Annotated in this window: 12 protein-coding genes; all 12 read left to right on the top strand. The window is 62.9% G+C overall.

Annotated elements, in window-relative coordinates; translation table 11 throughout:
* The first annotated feature begins 18 nt into the window (after positions 1-18).
* Positions 19-1,812 (top strand): ABC transporter ATP-binding protein/permease, encoded by a 1,794-nt coding sequence (locus DFR51_RS03685; RefSeq protein ID WP_121047669.1) that lies wholly within the window; start codon positions 19-21, stop codon positions 1,810-1,812.
* On the top strand, positions 1,809-3,158 hold the full coding sequence (locus DFR51_RS03680; RefSeq protein WP_121047668.1) for a TldD/PmbA family protein: 1,350 nt from the start codon (positions 1,809-1,811) through the stop codon (positions 3,156-3,158). Before DFR51_RS03685 ends, DFR51_RS03680 begins: the two co-directional genes overlap by 4 nt.
* Positions 3,155-4,612, top strand: a complete 1,458-nt coding sequence (locus tag DFR51_RS03675) for a metallopeptidase TldD-related protein (protein ID WP_121047667.1) — start codon at positions 3,155-3,157, stop codon at positions 4,610-4,612. Before DFR51_RS03680 ends, DFR51_RS03675 begins: the two co-directional genes overlap by 4 nt.
* Entirely contained in the window at positions 4,609-4,980 is a 372-nt protein-coding gene (gene trxA / locus DFR51_RS03670; protein ID WP_276330553.1) for a thioredoxin, read from the top strand. The genes DFR51_RS03675 and trxA overlap by 4 nt, the downstream gene beginning before the upstream one ends.
* Complete coding sequence (locus tag DFR51_RS19275; protein ID WP_243445609.1) at positions 4,977-5,867, top strand: hypothetical protein; 891 nt, start codon at positions 4,977-4,979, stop codon at positions 5,865-5,867. The genes trxA and DFR51_RS19275 overlap by 4 nt, the downstream gene beginning before the upstream one ends.
* Before the next feature lie 16 nt (positions 5,868-5,883).
* Complete coding sequence (gene trxB / locus DFR51_RS03665; protein ID WP_243445608.1) at positions 5,884-6,852, top strand: thioredoxin-disulfide reductase; 969 nt, start codon at positions 5,884-5,886, stop codon at positions 6,850-6,852.
* 1 nt (position 6,853) lies between these two features.
* Positions 6,854-8,911, top strand: coding sequence for a M3 family metallopeptidase (locus DFR51_RS03660; RefSeq protein ID WP_121047664.1), 2,058 nt, complete (start codon positions 6,854-6,856; stop codon positions 8,909-8,911).
* Positions 8,911-9,441: a GNAT family N-acetyltransferase gene (locus DFR51_RS03655; protein WP_121047663.1), complete on the top strand. Its 531-nt coding sequence runs from the start codon at positions 8,911-8,913 to the stop codon at positions 9,439-9,441. Before DFR51_RS03660 ends, DFR51_RS03655 begins: the two co-directional genes overlap by 1 nt.
* Positions 9,428-10,507, top strand: a complete 1,080-nt coding sequence (locus DFR51_RS03650; protein WP_121047662.1) for a PLP-dependent cysteine synthase family protein — start codon at positions 9,428-9,430, stop codon at positions 10,505-10,507. The genes DFR51_RS03655 and DFR51_RS03650 overlap by 14 nt, the downstream gene beginning before the upstream one ends.
* 387 nt (positions 10,508-10,894) lie before the next feature.
* Positions 10,895-13,111: a TonB-dependent receptor gene (locus tag DFR51_RS03645; RefSeq protein WP_243446534.1), complete on the top strand. Its 2,217-nt coding sequence runs from the start codon at positions 10,895-10,897 to the stop codon at positions 13,109-13,111.
* 25 nt (positions 13,112-13,136) lie between these two features.
* The gene (locus DFR51_RS03640) at positions 13,137-14,765 is read left to right on the top strand and encodes a carboxylesterase/lipase family protein (protein ID WP_121047660.1); all 1,629 of its coding nucleotides are present in this window, start codon (positions 13,137-13,139) and stop codon (positions 14,763-14,765) included.
* On the top strand, positions 14,762-16,327 hold the full coding sequence (locus DFR51_RS03635) for an AMP-binding protein (RefSeq protein ID WP_121047659.1): 1,566 nt from the start codon (positions 14,762-14,764) through the stop codon (positions 16,325-16,327). The genes DFR51_RS03640 and DFR51_RS03635 overlap by 4 nt, the downstream gene beginning before the upstream one ends.
* Positions 16,328-16,333 lie beyond the last annotated feature (6 nt).

Raw genomic sequence — 16,333 nt, 5'->3', positions numbered from 1 at the left:
TAGGTTTCGCTGATTGTGATGCCGCCACCTGCCAATGTCGAGGAGACCCGCCGCGAGGCGGGCCTCCGCACGACTCAGCCTGCCCGCGAACGCTTCGCACACGCATGGCGGTTGACGACACGTTATTACGTGTCCGAAGACTGGAAGGCGGCGTGGCTTCTGCTCATTCTATATGCCGCCATTTCCTTTGGCGGGGTCTATACCTTCATACAGTTGAACCACTGGCAACGCGAGTTCTTCGACTCGATCGAACAACGGCAATCCAGTCTGTTCGTAACCCTTATCTTCACCTTCCTGATGATTTCGGCGCTGCAGGTCGGGGTTATCGTCGCGAACAACCTGGTCAGCTGGACACTGTCGATCCGCTGGCGAAACTGGCTGACAAACTGGTACATGGACCGTTGGTTCGCCCGCGATCGGTTTTACGAAATCGAGCGCCTCCGCATGATCGACAATCCCGATCAGCGTATCGCGGAAGACATCAAGAACTTCACGCTGGTCACCCAGGGCAATTCGCTGGTCGGGATCGCCGTTGGCCTTGCCGGAAGCTTGGCCAGCGCGATCAGCTTCGGTTATATCCTTCTCCAGACATCTGGATCCCTCGTGATACCGATCGCCGGCTACAGGATATCGCTTCCAGGCGGTGATCTGATCTGGTTTTCGATCTTCTATGTGCTGTTCGGGTCGGTCGTCATCACCTGGATCGGCAGGCCATACATCCGGCGCCGGATGCGCGAGCAGCACTATGAAGCCGATTTCCGCGCCAATCTCATTCATGTGCGCCGAAACAGTGAACAGATCGCCTTTTCGCGCACGCAGGATAACGAGCGGGGCGGGCTGTTAGCGTCTTTCGCCAACATACGGCGGAACTGGTATCGCCTGATGTGGGCGAACATCGGCCTGAGCGCGGGAAGCAGCATCTACGAACGGGTCATGACCGTGATCCCGCTGTTCCTGACCGTGCCAAAATTTTTCGCCGGTCAGATCAGCTTTGGTCAGGTCATGGCGTCACGAGATGCCTTTACACAATTCAGCTCGTCCCTGTCTTATTTTGTGCAGGTTTATCCTGGCTTGGCGGAGCAGATCGCCAATATCAACCGCCTCAAGGCGCTGGATGATTCGATCGATAGTGAACGGCCGCGCGGCATTGCTTTCCGACCGGGAGAAGCTGACGAAGGCATCTCGATCGATGTCGAGAAGCTGGAGCTGCGCCGCCCGAATGGCGAGCCGTTGCTCGCACTTGACGAATGGAAGGTTCGTGACGGCGAGCGGTGGGTGATCGAGGGGTCGTCGGGAGCGGGCAAGACCACGTTGCTCCGGGCGATCGCCGGGCTGTGGCCCGATGGCGCCGGGTCGGTCGCGATGACCCGGCACGGCGTTGCCATGCTGGTACCACAGCGCCTCTACCTGCCGCTGGGCTCGCTCAAGAACGCGATCTGCTTCCCCGATCGCGCCGAAGACCATGACGACGAAACGATTGCGGCCTTGCTGGAGAAGGTGCGGCTGGGCGCTCATGTGGACGATATGCATCAGGTCCGCATGTGGCAGGACGAACTGTCGCCCGGCGAGCAGCAGCGTGTCGCGCTGGCTCGTATCCTGCTTCAGCGCCCGACCTTACTCGTGTTGGACGAGGCAACGAGCGCGCTCGACGCCGATAATGCCGCGCATTTCTATGAAGCCGTGCGTGCGGCGATGCCCGACGCCACCATCGTCAGCGTCGTGCATAACGAGAAGCTCGCCGCCTATCATACGCATCGCCTGCAATTGCATGACGGCCATGCCACCGCTTCGATGATCGAGGCGGGGGCGTGAGTGAGTTGCTGACTCATGACGAAGCGGCGTTGCGCGATGCCGCGGCGCTAGCGGTGGACCTTGCGGTTAGGCGCGGTGCGAAGGCGCGCGCCTCGGTCCATCATGAAGGTTTCGCCAAGATCGCGGTGCGCAATGGCGAGGTCGAGACGGCCGAGCGCAGCGGCAGTCAAGGACTGGGCATCACCGTTTTCCACAATGGTCGGCAAGGAGCGGCATCGACGGCAGGGTTCGACCGCGCAGCCATCGAACGGGTGGTCGAAGAGGCGATGCTGATCGCGGGACATGTCCAGCCCGACGCGGATGCCGACCTGCCACCGTCGGACTGGCTCGCCTTTTCCGGCCCTGCGCCCGAACTTTATGCCGATAGCCCGCGCAGTCCCGATGTGCTGCTAGATGCTGCGCAGGCGATGGGCCGGGCAGCAAGCGAGATTGTGGCCTCGGACAGTCGGCTGCGAGCGGGCGAATCCGTCGCGGTCGCGACTGAAGGCCTCTGGACGCTGGCGACCAGCGATGGTTTCTGTCGGAGCATTCAGCGCTCCAATGATGCGCGCTGGGCGGTGATGCTGGCGCAGGATGAGGGCGGCAGCACGTCGGCCTTCTGCCAGTCGAAGGAGCGGCGGGTCGATGCGCTGCTGCCCCCTGCCCTTCTTGTCCAAAGCGCCGCCGACCGGGCGCGTCAGGCGCTGGGCGCGCGCACGATTGGGAGCCGAGGATGCCCCGTGCTGTTCGACCCGCGCACGGCGTCGACGCTCGTCGGCGAACTTTCTGGGGCGCTCACTGGCCATGCCCAGTATCGCAAAATGAGCTTCCTGCCCGACCCCATTGGCCGCAGCGTCGCGGCAACGCATCTCGACCTCCGCGAAGATCCCTTCGAGCCGCTGGGATTGGCCAGCGGCGGATTTGACAGCGAGGGCATTGCCGGGTCGCCGCGCGCGATCCTGCGCCAGGGCGTCGTCGAAGGGCTGTTCCTCTCGACCTTTTCGGCGCGCAAGCTGGGCATGGCATCGACCGGCAATGCCGACGGCTTCTACAATCTGCGCCTGACCAGCTCGGCGGCAAGCGGGGACTGGCAGGACATGCTGGCGCTGCTCGGCACCGGCCTCGTCGTGACCGAATTTCAGGGCGGAAAGACCGATCCAGCCAGCGGCAATTGGACACAGGCAGTCAAGGGTTTGTGGGTCGAGGACGGTCAAGTGCTCCACGCCGTCACCGATGTGACGCTGGCCAGCAATATGCCCGCGATGCTGACCGGCATCCGCGCGGTGGGCCATGATGTCGAACGCCAGGGGGCGATCCGCACCGGGTCCATCCTGATCGATGACATGCAGGTTGGAGGTTCGGCATGAACGGCGGCGATCTTGCGATCGAGCGCGCCCGCGCCGTGCTGCTCGGTCCAGCGGGGCTGGACGAAGCGGCAATCGGCCGGGCCTTGGGCCAACTGGCCGGAGGCGGCGCCGATCTGGCCGATCTGTTCTTCGAGACGACGAGCCTGCGTAGCTGGCGGCTGGAGGGTGGCCGCGTGACCAATGGCGCCTTTTCCATGCGTCAGGGCGTCGGTGCGCGGGCGGCGCATGGCGGCCGTGTCAGCTTTGCGCATTCGGCCGATATGCGTGAAGGTGCGCTTCAGGACACGGTCCGTGCGGTCCGCGCTTTGGCACGTGATGGCGACACGGTGCATCCGCAAGCCATTGCGCTCAACCGTCGTATGGGCGGCCATGATCTCTACCCCATCATCGACGCGGTCGCGGTCGAAGATGCGACTGCCTGGATCGCCCTGCTGGAACGGATCGACAAGATCGCTCGCGGCCACGATCCACGGATCGTTCGCATCGACGCCAATGTCCGGGCGCAGGATACCACGCTTCTGGTCGCCGATGCCGATGGCCTGATGGCGGGTGATGTTCGGCCGATGACCATATTGGCGGTCATGGTCGTCGCCGAAGCGGACGGACGGCGCGCGCGCGGTCAGGCGGGACTGGGGCGACGCACTGGACTGGACGGTTTCGATACCGCGTCGGTCGAAACGATGGTCGCCGCCGCCGTGCGTATGGCGCTCCAGAATCTCGAGGCGATCCCTGCACCCGTCGGCGAAATGCCGGTGGTGCTGGGGCCGGGCTATCCCGGCGTGCTCTTCCACGAAGCGGTCGGGCACGGGCTGGAAGGTGACCATCATCGCAAGCATATGTCCGCCTTTGACGGCAAGGTCGGGGAGTGGGTCGCGGCGCCGGGCGTCACCGTGATCGATGATGGCGGAATTGCCGGACAACTCGGCTCGCTGGGGATCGACGATGAAGGCACCGCGCCGGATCGCACCATTCTGGTCGAGGACGGCGTGCTGACCGGCCTGATGCAGGACCGTCTCAACGCCGGGCTGATGAATGCGCGGTCGACCGGCAACGGTCGCCGTCAATCCTATGCTCATCTGCCGATGCCGCGCATGACGAACACCTTTCTGGCGAACGGCCAAGCCGATCCAGCCGACATCATCGCTTCGATCGATCGCGGCATCTATGCGACCGAATTTGATGGTGGGCAGGTCGATATCGTCACGGGACGCTTCAATTTCACCACGATCGAGGCGTGGCTCGTTGAAAAGGGAAAACTCGTTGCGCCCGTGCGCGGCGCGACGCTGATCGGCGTCGGCCACGAGGCGCTGCGCCATATCTCGATGGTCGGTAACGACCTGGCTTTCGACACCGGCATGGCGACCTGCGGCAAGCAGGGGCAGACGCTCAGCGTCAGCGTCGGCCAGCCGACGGTCCGTATCGATCGGATGATGGTCGGCGGGCAGGCCGGTTGATTTTTCTCCAAACTCCCCATTCTTCCAAAGGAACAACCGCCATGCGTAATGTGACCGAACAGGATTTCGACGAAATCGTCATGAAGAACGACAAGCCCGTGCTTGTCGATTTCTGGGCACCCTGGTGCGGACCATGCAAGGCGCTGGCCCCGACGCTCGACGAACTGGCGGAAGAATATGCCGAAGAAATGGAGGTGGTGAAGGTCGATATCGAGGCCAATCCGGCTCTGGCGACGCGGTTCGGCGTGCGCGGCATCCCGCTGCTGATGGTCGTCAAGGACGGGGCAGAGCAGGCGCGCACCGTGGGCACGATCTCGCGCAGTCGGCTGGACGCGTTCGTCGAAGCGAATGTTGGAACGGCAGGATGACTGACATCGCTTTTCTAGGTGATCCCGCCATCAAGGCACAGGCGCTCGTCCGCCTGCGCAGCCATATCGCGGCCGGGACGTTCGTGATCTTTCCTGCATGGGAGGACGGCAAGGCGAATGTGATCGGGGCACTGGTCGAAGCCGACGACAAACAGGCTTTTGCCGATCAATATGGCTACCCTCTTGCACTCGCGACGACGCTGGAAGGGATCGTCAACGCTTTCGGATTCAGTCCGAACGCGGAGGCTTTTGTCGAATCCTTGCTGGAGCGCACCCCTGTCGGAGCGGATCTTTCCCGCGTCGTGCCACAGGTGCTCGTCTACCTTCTCGATCGGCCGGACATCGTCGCGCTGACGGCCCGACACCCAGAAGTGGAGCAGTGTCGCCGCGCGATCGTTGCACTCCACCAACGCCTGATCGCTGGAGATGAACCCGACCGCAAGGAGTGGAAGTCCGCCCGCATGGCCTCCGTTGCCGCGAGTGACACCATCACGGATGACACATTGCTGCACATGGCGAGCCTGATCGTCGAGGCTGCGGCATGGCCCGCGACGGCACGTAGCGTGCTGCACGACACGCTGGGCGCCTGTGGCCGCCTGGAGAGCCAGAAGATGATGGATCTTATCGGTTGGACGGAGGCGGATGAGAGCCGCGTCTTCAAGATCCGGGATCAGGCCGAAGCCGACGGGCGCATGGCCGAACTGGAAGGTCTGGACCGGGTCCTGGCCCTGCTCGACCATGACGACCCAGAACTGGCGCGCGGGTTCCGGGAGCGGCTCGAACGGTTCAGCAAGCTTGGGGAAACTTACCGAACCGTCGGATGGAAGGTTGTCGAACTTGTCGAACAGGCGCCTATGCCGGTTTCGTCCGGCGCGACGACGGCCTGACCCGGAAGGATCGGACGTGCGCAAGGATAAGACGCCGGCAACCCGGCACAGCAAGGTCCTGATCATTGGGTCGGGTCCGGCCGGATATACCGCAGCGGTCTACGCCGCCCGTGCCGCGCTGGCCCCGATCTTGATCGAGGGGCCACAGCCCGGTGGCCAGTTGATGATCACCACGGATGTGGAGAACTGGCCGGGCGACACAAGTGTCCTTGGTCCCGACCTTATGGCGCGAATGGGCGAACAGGTGCGAAAGACCGGAGTCGACGTGGTCAGCGACCTGATCGTATCGGTCGACCTGTCCCGCGCACCCTTCCTCGCCATCGGCGACCGCGGGACGCATTATACCGCCGATACGATCGTGGTGGCGACCGGCGCATCGGCGCGCTGGCTGGGGCTGGACAGTGAGACCGCCTATCGAGGCGGGGGTGTGTCGGCCTGCGCGACCTGCGACGGCTTCTTCTATCGCGGCCGTGTCTGCGCCGTCGTGGGCGGCGGTAATACGGCGGTGGAGGAAGCGCTGTACCTGACCAACTTCGCCGAAAAAGTCTATCTGATCCACCGGCGCGACACGCTGCGCGCCGACCGCACCAATCAGGCGCGACTGGCGGCCAATCCGAAAGTCGAGATGATCTGGAACGCCGAGGTCGCAGACGTCGTGGGCGACGGTACGGTTGTGACCGGCATATCGCTGCGCGACACGCGCGACGGTAAGGTGACGTCCCTGCCGGTCGAAGGTCTGTTTGTCGCGATCGGCCACGATCCCGCCACCGCCCTGTTTACGGGGCAGCTCCAGATGGACGATGAAGGCTATATCCTGGTCACACCCGGCTCTACGGCGACGAGCGTCCCCGGCGTATTTGCCGCGGGGGATGTTCAGGACAAACTGTTCCGACAAGCTGTCACGTCGGCCGGTATGGGCTGTATGGCGGCGCTGGAAGCGGAACGCTATCTGGCCGGGCATACCAGCCACGCGATTGCCGCCTAATATGCATGAGATGACGATGAACGCCTTGCTCAATACCCTTGACCTGCCGCACTTCGGAGACATCCGGCCCGATCAGATCGAGCCTGCGCTCGACAAGGTGATCGCCGATCATCAGATGGTCGTGCGCACGCTGGTGGAGACCAAACCCCGCAGCTTCGCCGAGGCGTGGATGCCGCTGGAGCGGGCGGATACCGCGATCGCAGGCGTCTGGTCGGCGGTTTCGCATCTTCATGGCGTAGCCGACACGCCCGAACTGCGCGCTGCCTTTGTGGCCGGGCAGGCACGGCTGGTCGAGAATCATCTTCAGGTCATGCAGAATGAAGGCCTGTACGATGTGCTGGTCGCACTGACCACAACGCGCGAGTTCGCCGCATTGCCTGAAGCGGATCGGGCGGCGGTGGAGCATATGCTCCGGGATTTCAGGCTGTCGGGCGTGACGCTGGATGCCGAGGCGCGCGCGCGCTTCGCGGCGATATCGGTGGAATTGTCCACGCTGACGACCGCGTTCGGCAACGCCGTTCTCGACGCGACCGATGGCTGGTTCGAACATGTCGAGGATGCTGCCCTGCTGGCTGGCATTTCCGACGCCGACAAGGCGATGTTCGCCGGGGCCGCCAGCGCCCGCGGACTACACGGTTGGGTCGTGACGCTGCAAATGCCGAGCGTGAACGCGATCCTGACCTTCGCCGAGGATCGTGGACTGCGTGAGCGCGTGTACACAGCCTCTGGAACCCGCGCGTCCGACCAGGGGCCGCTCGCAGGCCGGTTCGACAATTCCGAGCGGATCGCTTCCATCCTGGCTTTGCGACGAGAGGCCGCCACATTGCTGGGCTTCACCGATCCGGCTGCATGGTCGCTGGCCACCAAGATGGCATCGAGTGCGCAGGAGGTACTAGCATTCCTGCGCGATCTGGGCCGTCGGGCGAAACCGGCGGCCGAGCGGGAATTCGCCGCGCTGACCGCCTATGCCGCCGAGCATCTCGGCATTGACGACCTCCAGCCCTGGGACGTGGCATTTGTGTCGGAGCGGCTGCGCAAGGCGCGCTATGCGGTCGATGAGCAGGAGGTGCGCGCCTATTTCCCGGTCGAACGCGTCATTGCGGGCTGGCAACAGTTGCTCGACCGCCTGTTCGGCATTCGTCTGGTGGCCCGCGCGGACGTGGCCGTCTATCATCCCGACGCCTGCTATTATGATGTGACCGACGAGACCGGAGAGGTATTCGCCGGTGTCTATGTCGATCTCCACTCACGCTCTGGCAAGCGCAGCGGCGCATGGATGGCGCAGGCGCGGCCGCGCCTGAACGACGGCAATGTCCGGCGCGTTCCTGTTGCTTATCTCGTCTGCAATTTTTCGCCCAGAACCGATAGTAATCCCTCGCTCTTGAGCCACAGAGAAGTGGTGACCTTCCTTCATGAGACGGGACATTGCCTGCATCACCTGTTCACGAGGGTCGATCGCCCCGGTATCGCAGGTACCAACGGCTTTGAGTGGGACGCCATCGAACTGCCAAGTCAGTTGATGGAGGACTTCGCCTGGGATCGTCAGGTGCTGCAAGACATGTCCGGCCATTACCGGACAGGAGTGCCGCTGCCCGACGCGCTGTTCGACAATTTGCTCGCCGCCCGTCAGTTTCTGTCGGGCATGTTCATCGTGCGTCAGGTGGAATTCGCGCTGTTCGACCTGCTGCTGCATCTGGGAACAATGGGCACCGATCCGATTGAGGTGGCCGAGGCTGTCCGTGATGAGGTCGCGGTGGTGCGTCCGCCTGCCTGGCATCGCTTTCCGCACGCCTTCACGCATATCTTCGGCGGCGGCTACGCGTCGGGCTATTACAGCTATCTTTGGGCAGAAGTGCTGGCCGCCGACGGGTTCCAGCGCTTTGCCGAGGCGGGGTTGATCGATCGGTGGGCGGCTACGAAGTTGCGCGACGAAGTCCTGTCACGCGGTGCCAGCCGTCCTGCGGCCGACAGCTTCCGGGCGTTTCGCGGGCGTGATGCGGACCCGCAGGCCATGCTGATCCGCCACGGACTGACGGACGATGCCGTCGTCACGCGATAATGACCGGCAGCCCTACATTCGAAACCATCTTGTACCGACAGTTGAAGTCGAGAGATGCCGAGATCTATCACGCGCTTTGGCTCGATGCGCTGCGCCTTGCTCCCTCATCCTTTGGCAGTTCGCTTGAGGAGGAGCAGGCAAAGGATACAAGCGAATTTGCTCGTGCGATTGAACGCAATGCGATCTTTGGCGCCTGGAACGGCACCCGCGGCCTGGTCGGAACGGCGGGGCTGTCCGTAAAGGCCGGGGCGAAAACTCGCCACAAGGCGGTGCTCTTCCGCCTGTTCGTCGCGCCCGACTGGCGAGCTAAGGGTATCGGGTACACCTTGGTCCAACATGTCATCCGCGAGGCCCGACCCTTGGTGGAGGCGGTGCAACTGGCCGTCGCGACCCACAATACCGCTGCTGTCCGGCTCTACGACACCTGTGGCTTTCGCGAATACGGGCTTGAACGTCGAGCCCTGAAGGTCGGCGACAACGACTATGTGGACGAATATTTGATGGAGTTGACGTTCGATGACGGCCGATAGCAACGATGCGACCGCACGCGTCTGGCGCGCGGAAGCTGTTCGCAGGATCGAGGCGGACTATAACCGGTCGGCTGACACGCATCTCATCCGGCTCGATCTGCCGCGTCATCCCGGGATCAAACTGTATCTGAAGGATGAGAGCAGTCATCCGACGGGGAGCCTGAAGCACAGGCTTGCCCGATCGCTCTTCCTCTATGCGCTGTGCAATGCCTGGATCGGGCCGGACACCTGCGTGATCGAGGCGTCCTCAGGCTCCACCGCCGTCAGCGAAGCCTATTTCGCCCGGATGCTGGGGCTGCGATTCATTGCCGTCGTGCCCGCCGCCACCGCCGCGCCGAAGCTCGATGCGATCCGATTCCACGGTGGTGAAATTCATGCCGTGGATGATCCACGGACGGTGTACGATGTCGCGCATCACCTCGCCCGCGAAACGGGCGGCCATTATATCGACCAGTTCACCTATGCCGAACGCGCGACCGACTGGCGCGGCAACAACAACATCGCGGAAAGCATCTTCGCGCAGATGTCGGCTGAGGAATATCCTGTGCCGACGTGGGTGGTATGTGGCGCCGGCACGGGCGGAACGTCCGCCACGATCGGTCGCTATATCAGCTATCAGCGCCATGCGACGCGGCTTTGCGTCGCCGATCCGGTCCACTCCGTCTTCCACCGTCACTTCGCGGATCGCACCGCCGTTTCCTTGCCGGAAGGCTATGCCAGCTGCATTGAAGGCATCGGGCGCCCCCGAGTCGAGCCTAGCTTCATCCCGTCGGTGATCGATCGGATGATCGCGGTGGACGACGATGCCAGTATCGGCGCGATGCGTGCGCTATCTCACCGCCTGGGCCGCCGGGTGGGTGGATCGACAGGCACCAATCTCGTCGCCTGTGCCCAGCTGATCGACGAAATGTCCGCACAAGGTGAGCACGGATCGATCGTCACGATTTTGTGCGATGGTGGCGAGCGCTATGGATGCACTTATTATGACAATGACTGGCTGTCAGCACGCCAGGTGAATTGGCAGCCGCCCGAACTTCGCATGCGGACCTTGCTTTCTGCCGATTAACCTGGGCACGGCCTTCACCAAGGTCGAAATGAACAGCCTGTCGGTGACCTTGGTTTCCGCCCACCGACAGCCCAAGCCCGATGAAGTTGACGGCCCCTGAGACAGGGGTATCGCTTCGTGCCGGGACCACGCTGCCGGCGATCCTCAACACCGGCGGTACGGTAAACCGCCCTCGCTGCATTCAATGGCTCACACTCTTGTCCAAAAAACGCCGTCCACTATTTCATTCACACACTGCATAGTGAATATTGACTCGGTCGTGAGTATTTCGGATAAACGGCCTCAGATCGGCGGTAATAAGCGCCGACGGGGAGGAGAGGTCTTATGAAAGCTGGACTTTTTGCGTCCGTCTCGGCGGCCGCGTTTTTTGCATCGTCCGTAACTGCCATGGCCCAAACTACCGGCGCAGAGGCCTCGGCAGAGAGCACCGCGGCACGGGATATCAGGCGCGACGAAGATATCATCGTCACCGCGACCCGCCGAACGGAAAAACTTCAGGATGTTCCGCTCAGCGTCACAGCCTTCGGGCAGGAGGATCTCGATGACCTCGGCATCGTCGGGTATGAGGGCATTGCCCAGAATACGCCCGGCATCGTCGTCAATCGGCCCACTCAGAATTTCAACAATTTCACGAGCCGCGGCATCAACACCAACGGCTACAGCGCCGGACTGCAGAGCGCGGTGGCCATCTATGTTGACGAACTGCCGATTTCCGCAAACGGAAACTCAACAATCCTCGACCCCAACCTCTACGATGTGGAACGGGTCGAATTCCTGCGCGGCCCACAGGGTACATTGTTTGGCTCGAACTCGCTCGCGGGCGCCATGCGCATTCTGACGCGCAGCCCCGACCTTGACGAATTCCAGGCGTCCGCCAGCGTCGACCTTGGCCTGACGGGTTCGAGCTCGGTGCGCCAACGCTATAATGCAATGCTCAATGTGCCGCTCATGACCGACCAGCTGGGCCTGCGTGTCACCGGCTACTATCGGAACGAAGACGGCTGGATCGACAACGTCGGTACAGGCATCAAGGATTCGAACAGCCTCGAAGCCTATGGCGGGCGCGCGATCCTGCTGATGCAGCCGAGCGATCGCATGAAGGTGAAGCTGCTCGCATCTTACGAGAACAGCAAACCCGCGGATTCTGCGCTGACCAACCCTACGCTCGGCCGATTCACGCGACGGTCCGACCGCCCCGACCTGTTTCAGGGCAAGCTTACGAACTACAATGTCACAGTCAATTACGAGTTCGATTTCGCCGAATTGATCAGCTCGACCACGTTGTCGGATTATGATGCGTCCTTCTACGTCGATCTCGCCGGGACTTTCGCGCAAACGATTCCCTTCGCGCTCGACGCTTATGGTTATGATGATCTGTTCGTCCAGGAAACCCGGCTGGTTTCGCGTGCATCCGGGCCCATCCAGTGGGTCGCGGGTTTCTTTTATTACGACAAGCGGCGCACGGTCGATTTCGCCTATCGCTCCACGCAGGAGTTTCTCGACGCTCGCGGCCTGACCGGACTTCCAGACGAATATTATCAGCGTTTCAACAGCTACACGGATCAGACAGAGATGGCCGGGTTCGGCGAAGTCTCCGTCCACTTTACCGACAATTTCTGGATCACGGGCGGACTGCGCTATGGACGAACCGAGGTCCAGTCCTTCACTCGCGGGGGCGGTTACAACAGCAATTACCTGACCTACGCCCTTTTCGGCGTTACCAACGCTCCGCTGACGGTAACACCCGTCAACCCCGCGACGGGATTGAAGGTCTCCGACGATCGCGTTTCCTACAAGGCAAGTGTCTCGTGGAAGCCGATGCCTGACCTGACCACCTATGCGACAATCTCGACGGGATTTCGCACGCCTGTCGTGAACGCCCGCGCGGGCCTCGTCAGTGCAATCAATCCGAGCGACATCGTCATTCCCGCCGGTGCGAAGTCGGACGGCGTAACGAACTACGAGGTCGGCATCAAAGGCCGCTGGCTGGGCGGCGATCTTACCACCAACTTGGCGGCCTATTACATTGATTGGAAGGACATTCAGGTTCAAGCGAACCGCGTGTCAGATTCGATCCAGTTCGCGACCAACATCGGCGGCGCAGAAAGCTACGGCCTCGAGTTCGAGGTTGTTGCAAAGCCGGTCCAGGGCTTGAGCCTAGCCTTCAACGGCTCCTTCAACAGAGCCAAGGTAACCGAATTGTCGGCGATTGAAGCCGCGATTTCCGGTGCGGAGCCCGGTGTCCGACTTGCCTCGCCGCGCTTTCAGGGTTCGAGCACGCTGCGCTACGACTTCTCGATCGGCAATGACAGGAACGCATTCGCATCAGTCAACGTCTCTCACACGGGCGCGTTTCCGAACCAGTTCCCCAACGTGCCGGGCAATCCCAACGCGGCAAGCCCCACTTACGATTACACCGAGGCGTGGACGAACGTGAATTTGTATGCGGGCGCGAAACTCGGAAGCCTCGACCTCACGGCGTATGTCGAGAACCTTTTTGACGACAGTTCGATCACGTATGTTCATCCAGAAGCCTTTCTCGATGGTCGCTATGCCCGGCTGCGGCCGCGTACGGTTGGCGTCCGCGCCAACTACCGCTTCTGATGCACACGGAGCGAAGGAGGGTTCGATGATCCGTCTGCGCGTCGCGCTCATACTGATGGCTCTGGCCGCCGATCCGGTCGTTGCCGCCGAACCGGTGGTGGATGCTCCGGCAGGCGTGCTTCAAGGGGCAAGTGATCGCGGCGTGCGGGTTTTTCGCGGGATTCCATATGCGCAGCCGCCGCTGGGTGAACGCCGTTGGCGTCCGCCCGGCGCGCTGCCGCGTTGGGACGGCGTTCGCGATGCATCGAAATTCGGCGCCGCGTGCATGCAGCCCAAGCCACGCGCCGCCAGCATCTACGCCTGGGCTCTGCCCGCGATGAGCGAGGACTGTCTGTCGCTCAGCATATGGGCACCGGATACGGCAAAGCAGGCCCCGGTCTTCGTATGGATTCACGGGGGCGCACTGACGACCGGGTCCGGAAGCGATCCGATTTACGACGGCACGGCGCTCGCGAAACGCGGACTGGTGGTGGTGTCGATCAACTACCGGCTCGGCGTGCTTGGTTATCTCGCGCTTCCGCAGCTCAGTGCGGAATCCCCGGACGGTGTTTCAGGCAATTATGGCCTTCTCGATCAGGTGGCGGCGCTCGATTGGGTGAAGCGCAATATTTCGGCCTTCGGCGGTGACCCTGCCAATGTCACGGTCGCGGGAGAATCCGCAGGCGCGCTCAGCGTCATGGCGCTCATGGCCGCCCCCGCCGCGCGCGGGTTGTTCCACAAGGCGATTGCACAAAGCGCCTACATGGTGTCCGCCCCCGCCCTGCGCGATCCCCTGAACGGCATGGTGCCCGCCGAGGACCAGGGCAGTAGCCTTGCTGCAAAACTCGGCTCAACCGATCCAGCCGCATTGCGCGCAATGGATGCGACCACCCTGACCGAAAACGCGGCAGGCACCGGGTATTTTCCGTTCATCACGATCGACGGCAAAGTCCTGCCGCACCAACTGGTCGATACGTTCGACCGGAACGCGCAGGCGCCGGTCCCGATCCTCGCAGGTTTCAACAGCGGGGAAATCCGCTCGCTGCGTTTCCTGTTGCCGAAGCCCCCTGCGAATGCAGCCGCCTACGAGGCCGCGATCCGTGCTGGCTACGGCGATCTCGCCGACCTGTTCCTCGCTCGTTATCCGGCGAAAACGATCGAGGAAAGTATGCTCGCCGCAACACGTGACGCCATGTACGGCTGGACCGCCGAACGCCTCGTTTCAAACCAGGCGGCGCTCGGGCAAGGCGCATACTTCTATCTCTTCGATCATGCCTATCCTGCGACGCAGGAATGGAATCTCCACGCCTTCCATGCCGCGGAACTGCCTTATATTTTCGACACGGCCGGCAAGACGCCACCGCTCTGGCCAAAAATTCCGTCAAGCCTTTCGGAACGCAAGCTGAGCGATGCGATGGGAGACTATTGGGCAAGTTTCGCCGCGACCGGCAAACCGCGGGCGAAGGGCTGGCCGGATTGGCCATCCTATGCCGAAAATCGGGGTTTCCTGCATTTCGCGGATGTACCCCGCGCGGGCAGCCATTTGTTTCCCGGCGTCTCGGCTCTGCACGAGGCGGTCGTGTGCCGCCGTCGCGCGGCGGGAGATATCGCGTGGAACTGGAATGTCGGGGTTGCAGCGCCACCCTTGCCGCCGAAAGCCAAGGGGTGCCAATGAACGACGGTTCGATGCAATATTATGGTCTGACGCTCGACAAGTTCCTCTCCCACGCCGCGAAATGGCATCCCAACGCCGAAGTGGTGTCGGCGGGAGCCGATGGTGTCCGGCGCATTTCCTATAGGGCGCTGCACACGGGTGCGCGCCGCGTTTCGGGCGCATTGCACGCGCTGGGCATCCGCGCCAGCGATCGGGTAGCAACCCTCGCGTGGAACACGCAGGGGCATGTCGAAGCGTGGTACGGCATCATGGGCATGGGCGCGATATGCCACACGCTCAACCCGCGCCTCACCGCGACACAGCTAGGCGGGATGCTCGCCCAGTCGCAGGCCGCGCTGCTGCTCGTGAATGCCGATCTTCTGCCTCTGGCACGGGAGGCGGCCCGTAATCTCCCCGCGCTGCGCCGTATCCTCGTGATCGATACGGATGAGGGCGCGGAAGATGCCGATGCGCTCGCGCCGCTCGTCGCGGCGGCAGCGCTCGATATCCCCTGGGGCGAATTTTCGGAAACGGCGCCGTCGGGGCTCTGCTTCACGTCGGGCAGCACCGGCGCGCCCAAGGGCGTCACCTACACGCACCGCGGCTGCTACCTGCACACAATGCGGCAGTTGCAGGCCGATGTGCTTGGCCCGACCTCGCGCGATGCGATCCTCGCCGTCGTGCCGATGTTTCATGCCAATGCGTGGGGGTTGCCGTTCGCGGCGCCTGCGGTGGGGGCAAAGCTGGTGCTTCCGGGACGCCACAGCGACGGCGCGCATCTGGCGCGACTCATTCGCGAAGAGGGCGTGACGGCCGCAGCGGGGGTGCCCACCGTCTGGCTCGGCCTTGTCGAGCATCTGGAGGCGGAAGGCGGGGATGTGCCGTCGCTTGAACGCATCCTGGTGGGTGGCTCTCCCATGCCGTCGGCGCTCATGGAGCGTATCGAGCGCCGCCTGGGCGTCGAGATCCAGACGAGCTGGGGGATGACGGAGCTGTCTCCACTCGGGACGGCAGCGCTACCCGGGGATACGCATCGCCGCGCCTCGCTGTCGGGCCGCCCCGCGATCGGCATCGATCTGCTCATCACCGACGCCGAAGGGTGCGCGCTTCCTGAACAGCGCGGAACGGAAGGCCATTTGCGCGTGCGCGGCGGCACGGTCGTAGAGCGCTATTTCGGTCAAACCGCGCCCGCCACCGACGCCGACGGCTGGTTCGATACGGGCGACCTCGCACGCATCGACGAAAGCGGAAATCTCACCATCACCGGCAGATCCAAGGATCTTATCAAGTCCGGCGGCGAGTGGATCAATCCCGCCGAGATCGAAGCCCTAGTCAGCGCGCTGCCGCGCGTGTCGCTCGCCGCCGTAATCGGGCGCGCCGACCCCAAGTGGGGCGAGCGGCCGATTCTGCTCGTGGAGACGTGCGGCGATTCGATCAGCGACGAGGAATTGCTCGCGCCGCTCGCCGGGCGTATCGCGTCGTGGTGGGTTCCCGATGCGATCATCCGCGTTGACGCAATGCCGCTCGCGCCGACGGGCAAGATCGATAAGATGCAGTTGCGGGCCGAATATGGTCAGGCTTAGATCGGA

The sequence above is a fragment of the Sphingosinicella microcystinivorans genome, assembly GCF_003634215.1.
In the GTDB taxonomy this organism is placed as follows: domain Bacteria; phylum Pseudomonadota; class Alphaproteobacteria; order Sphingomonadales; family Sphingomonadaceae; genus Sphingosinicella; species Sphingosinicella microcystinivorans.
The sequence above is the reverse complement of the archived record's forward strand: the minus strand, read 5'-3'. Positions and strand labels throughout refer to the sequence as shown.

What these genes read in the sequence shown, in the direction of transcription:
- DFR51_RS19275 (WP_243445609.1), top strand. Translation starts at nt 4,977, where the DNA reads ATGACTGACATCGCTTTTCTAGGTGATCCCGCCATCAAGGCACAGGCG.
- DFR51_RS03675 (WP_121047667.1), top strand. Translation starts at nt 3,155, where the DNA reads ATGAACGGCGGCGATCTTGCGATCGAGCGCGCCCGCGCCGTGCTGCTC.
- DFR51_RS03650 (WP_121047662.1), top strand. Translation starts at nt 9,428, where the DNA reads ATGACGGCCGATAGCAACGATGCGACCGCACGCGTCTGGCGCGCGGAA.
- DFR51_RS03655 (WP_121047663.1), top strand. Translation starts at nt 8,911, where the DNA reads ATGACCGGCAGCCCTACATTCGAAACCATCTTGTACCGACAGTTGAAG.
- DFR51_RS03640 (WP_121047660.1), top strand. Translation starts at nt 13,137, where the DNA reads ATGATCCGTCTGCGCGTCGCGCTCATACTGATGGCTCTGGCCGCCGAT.
- DFR51_RS03635 (WP_121047659.1), top strand. Translation starts at nt 14,762, where the DNA reads ATGAACGACGGTTCGATGCAATATTATGGTCTGACGCTCGACAAGTTC.
- DFR51_RS03660 (WP_121047664.1), top strand. Translation starts at nt 6,854, where the DNA reads ATGCATGAGATGACGATGAACGCCTTGCTCAATACCCTTGACCTGCCG.
- DFR51_RS03645 (WP_243446534.1), top strand. Translation starts at nt 10,895, where the DNA reads ATGGCCCAAACTACCGGCGCAGAGGCCTCGGCAGAGAGCACCGCGGCA.
- DFR51_RS03685 (WP_121047669.1), top strand. Translation starts at nt 19, where the DNA reads ATGCCGCCACCTGCCAATGTCGAGGAGACCCGCCGCGAGGCGGGCCTC.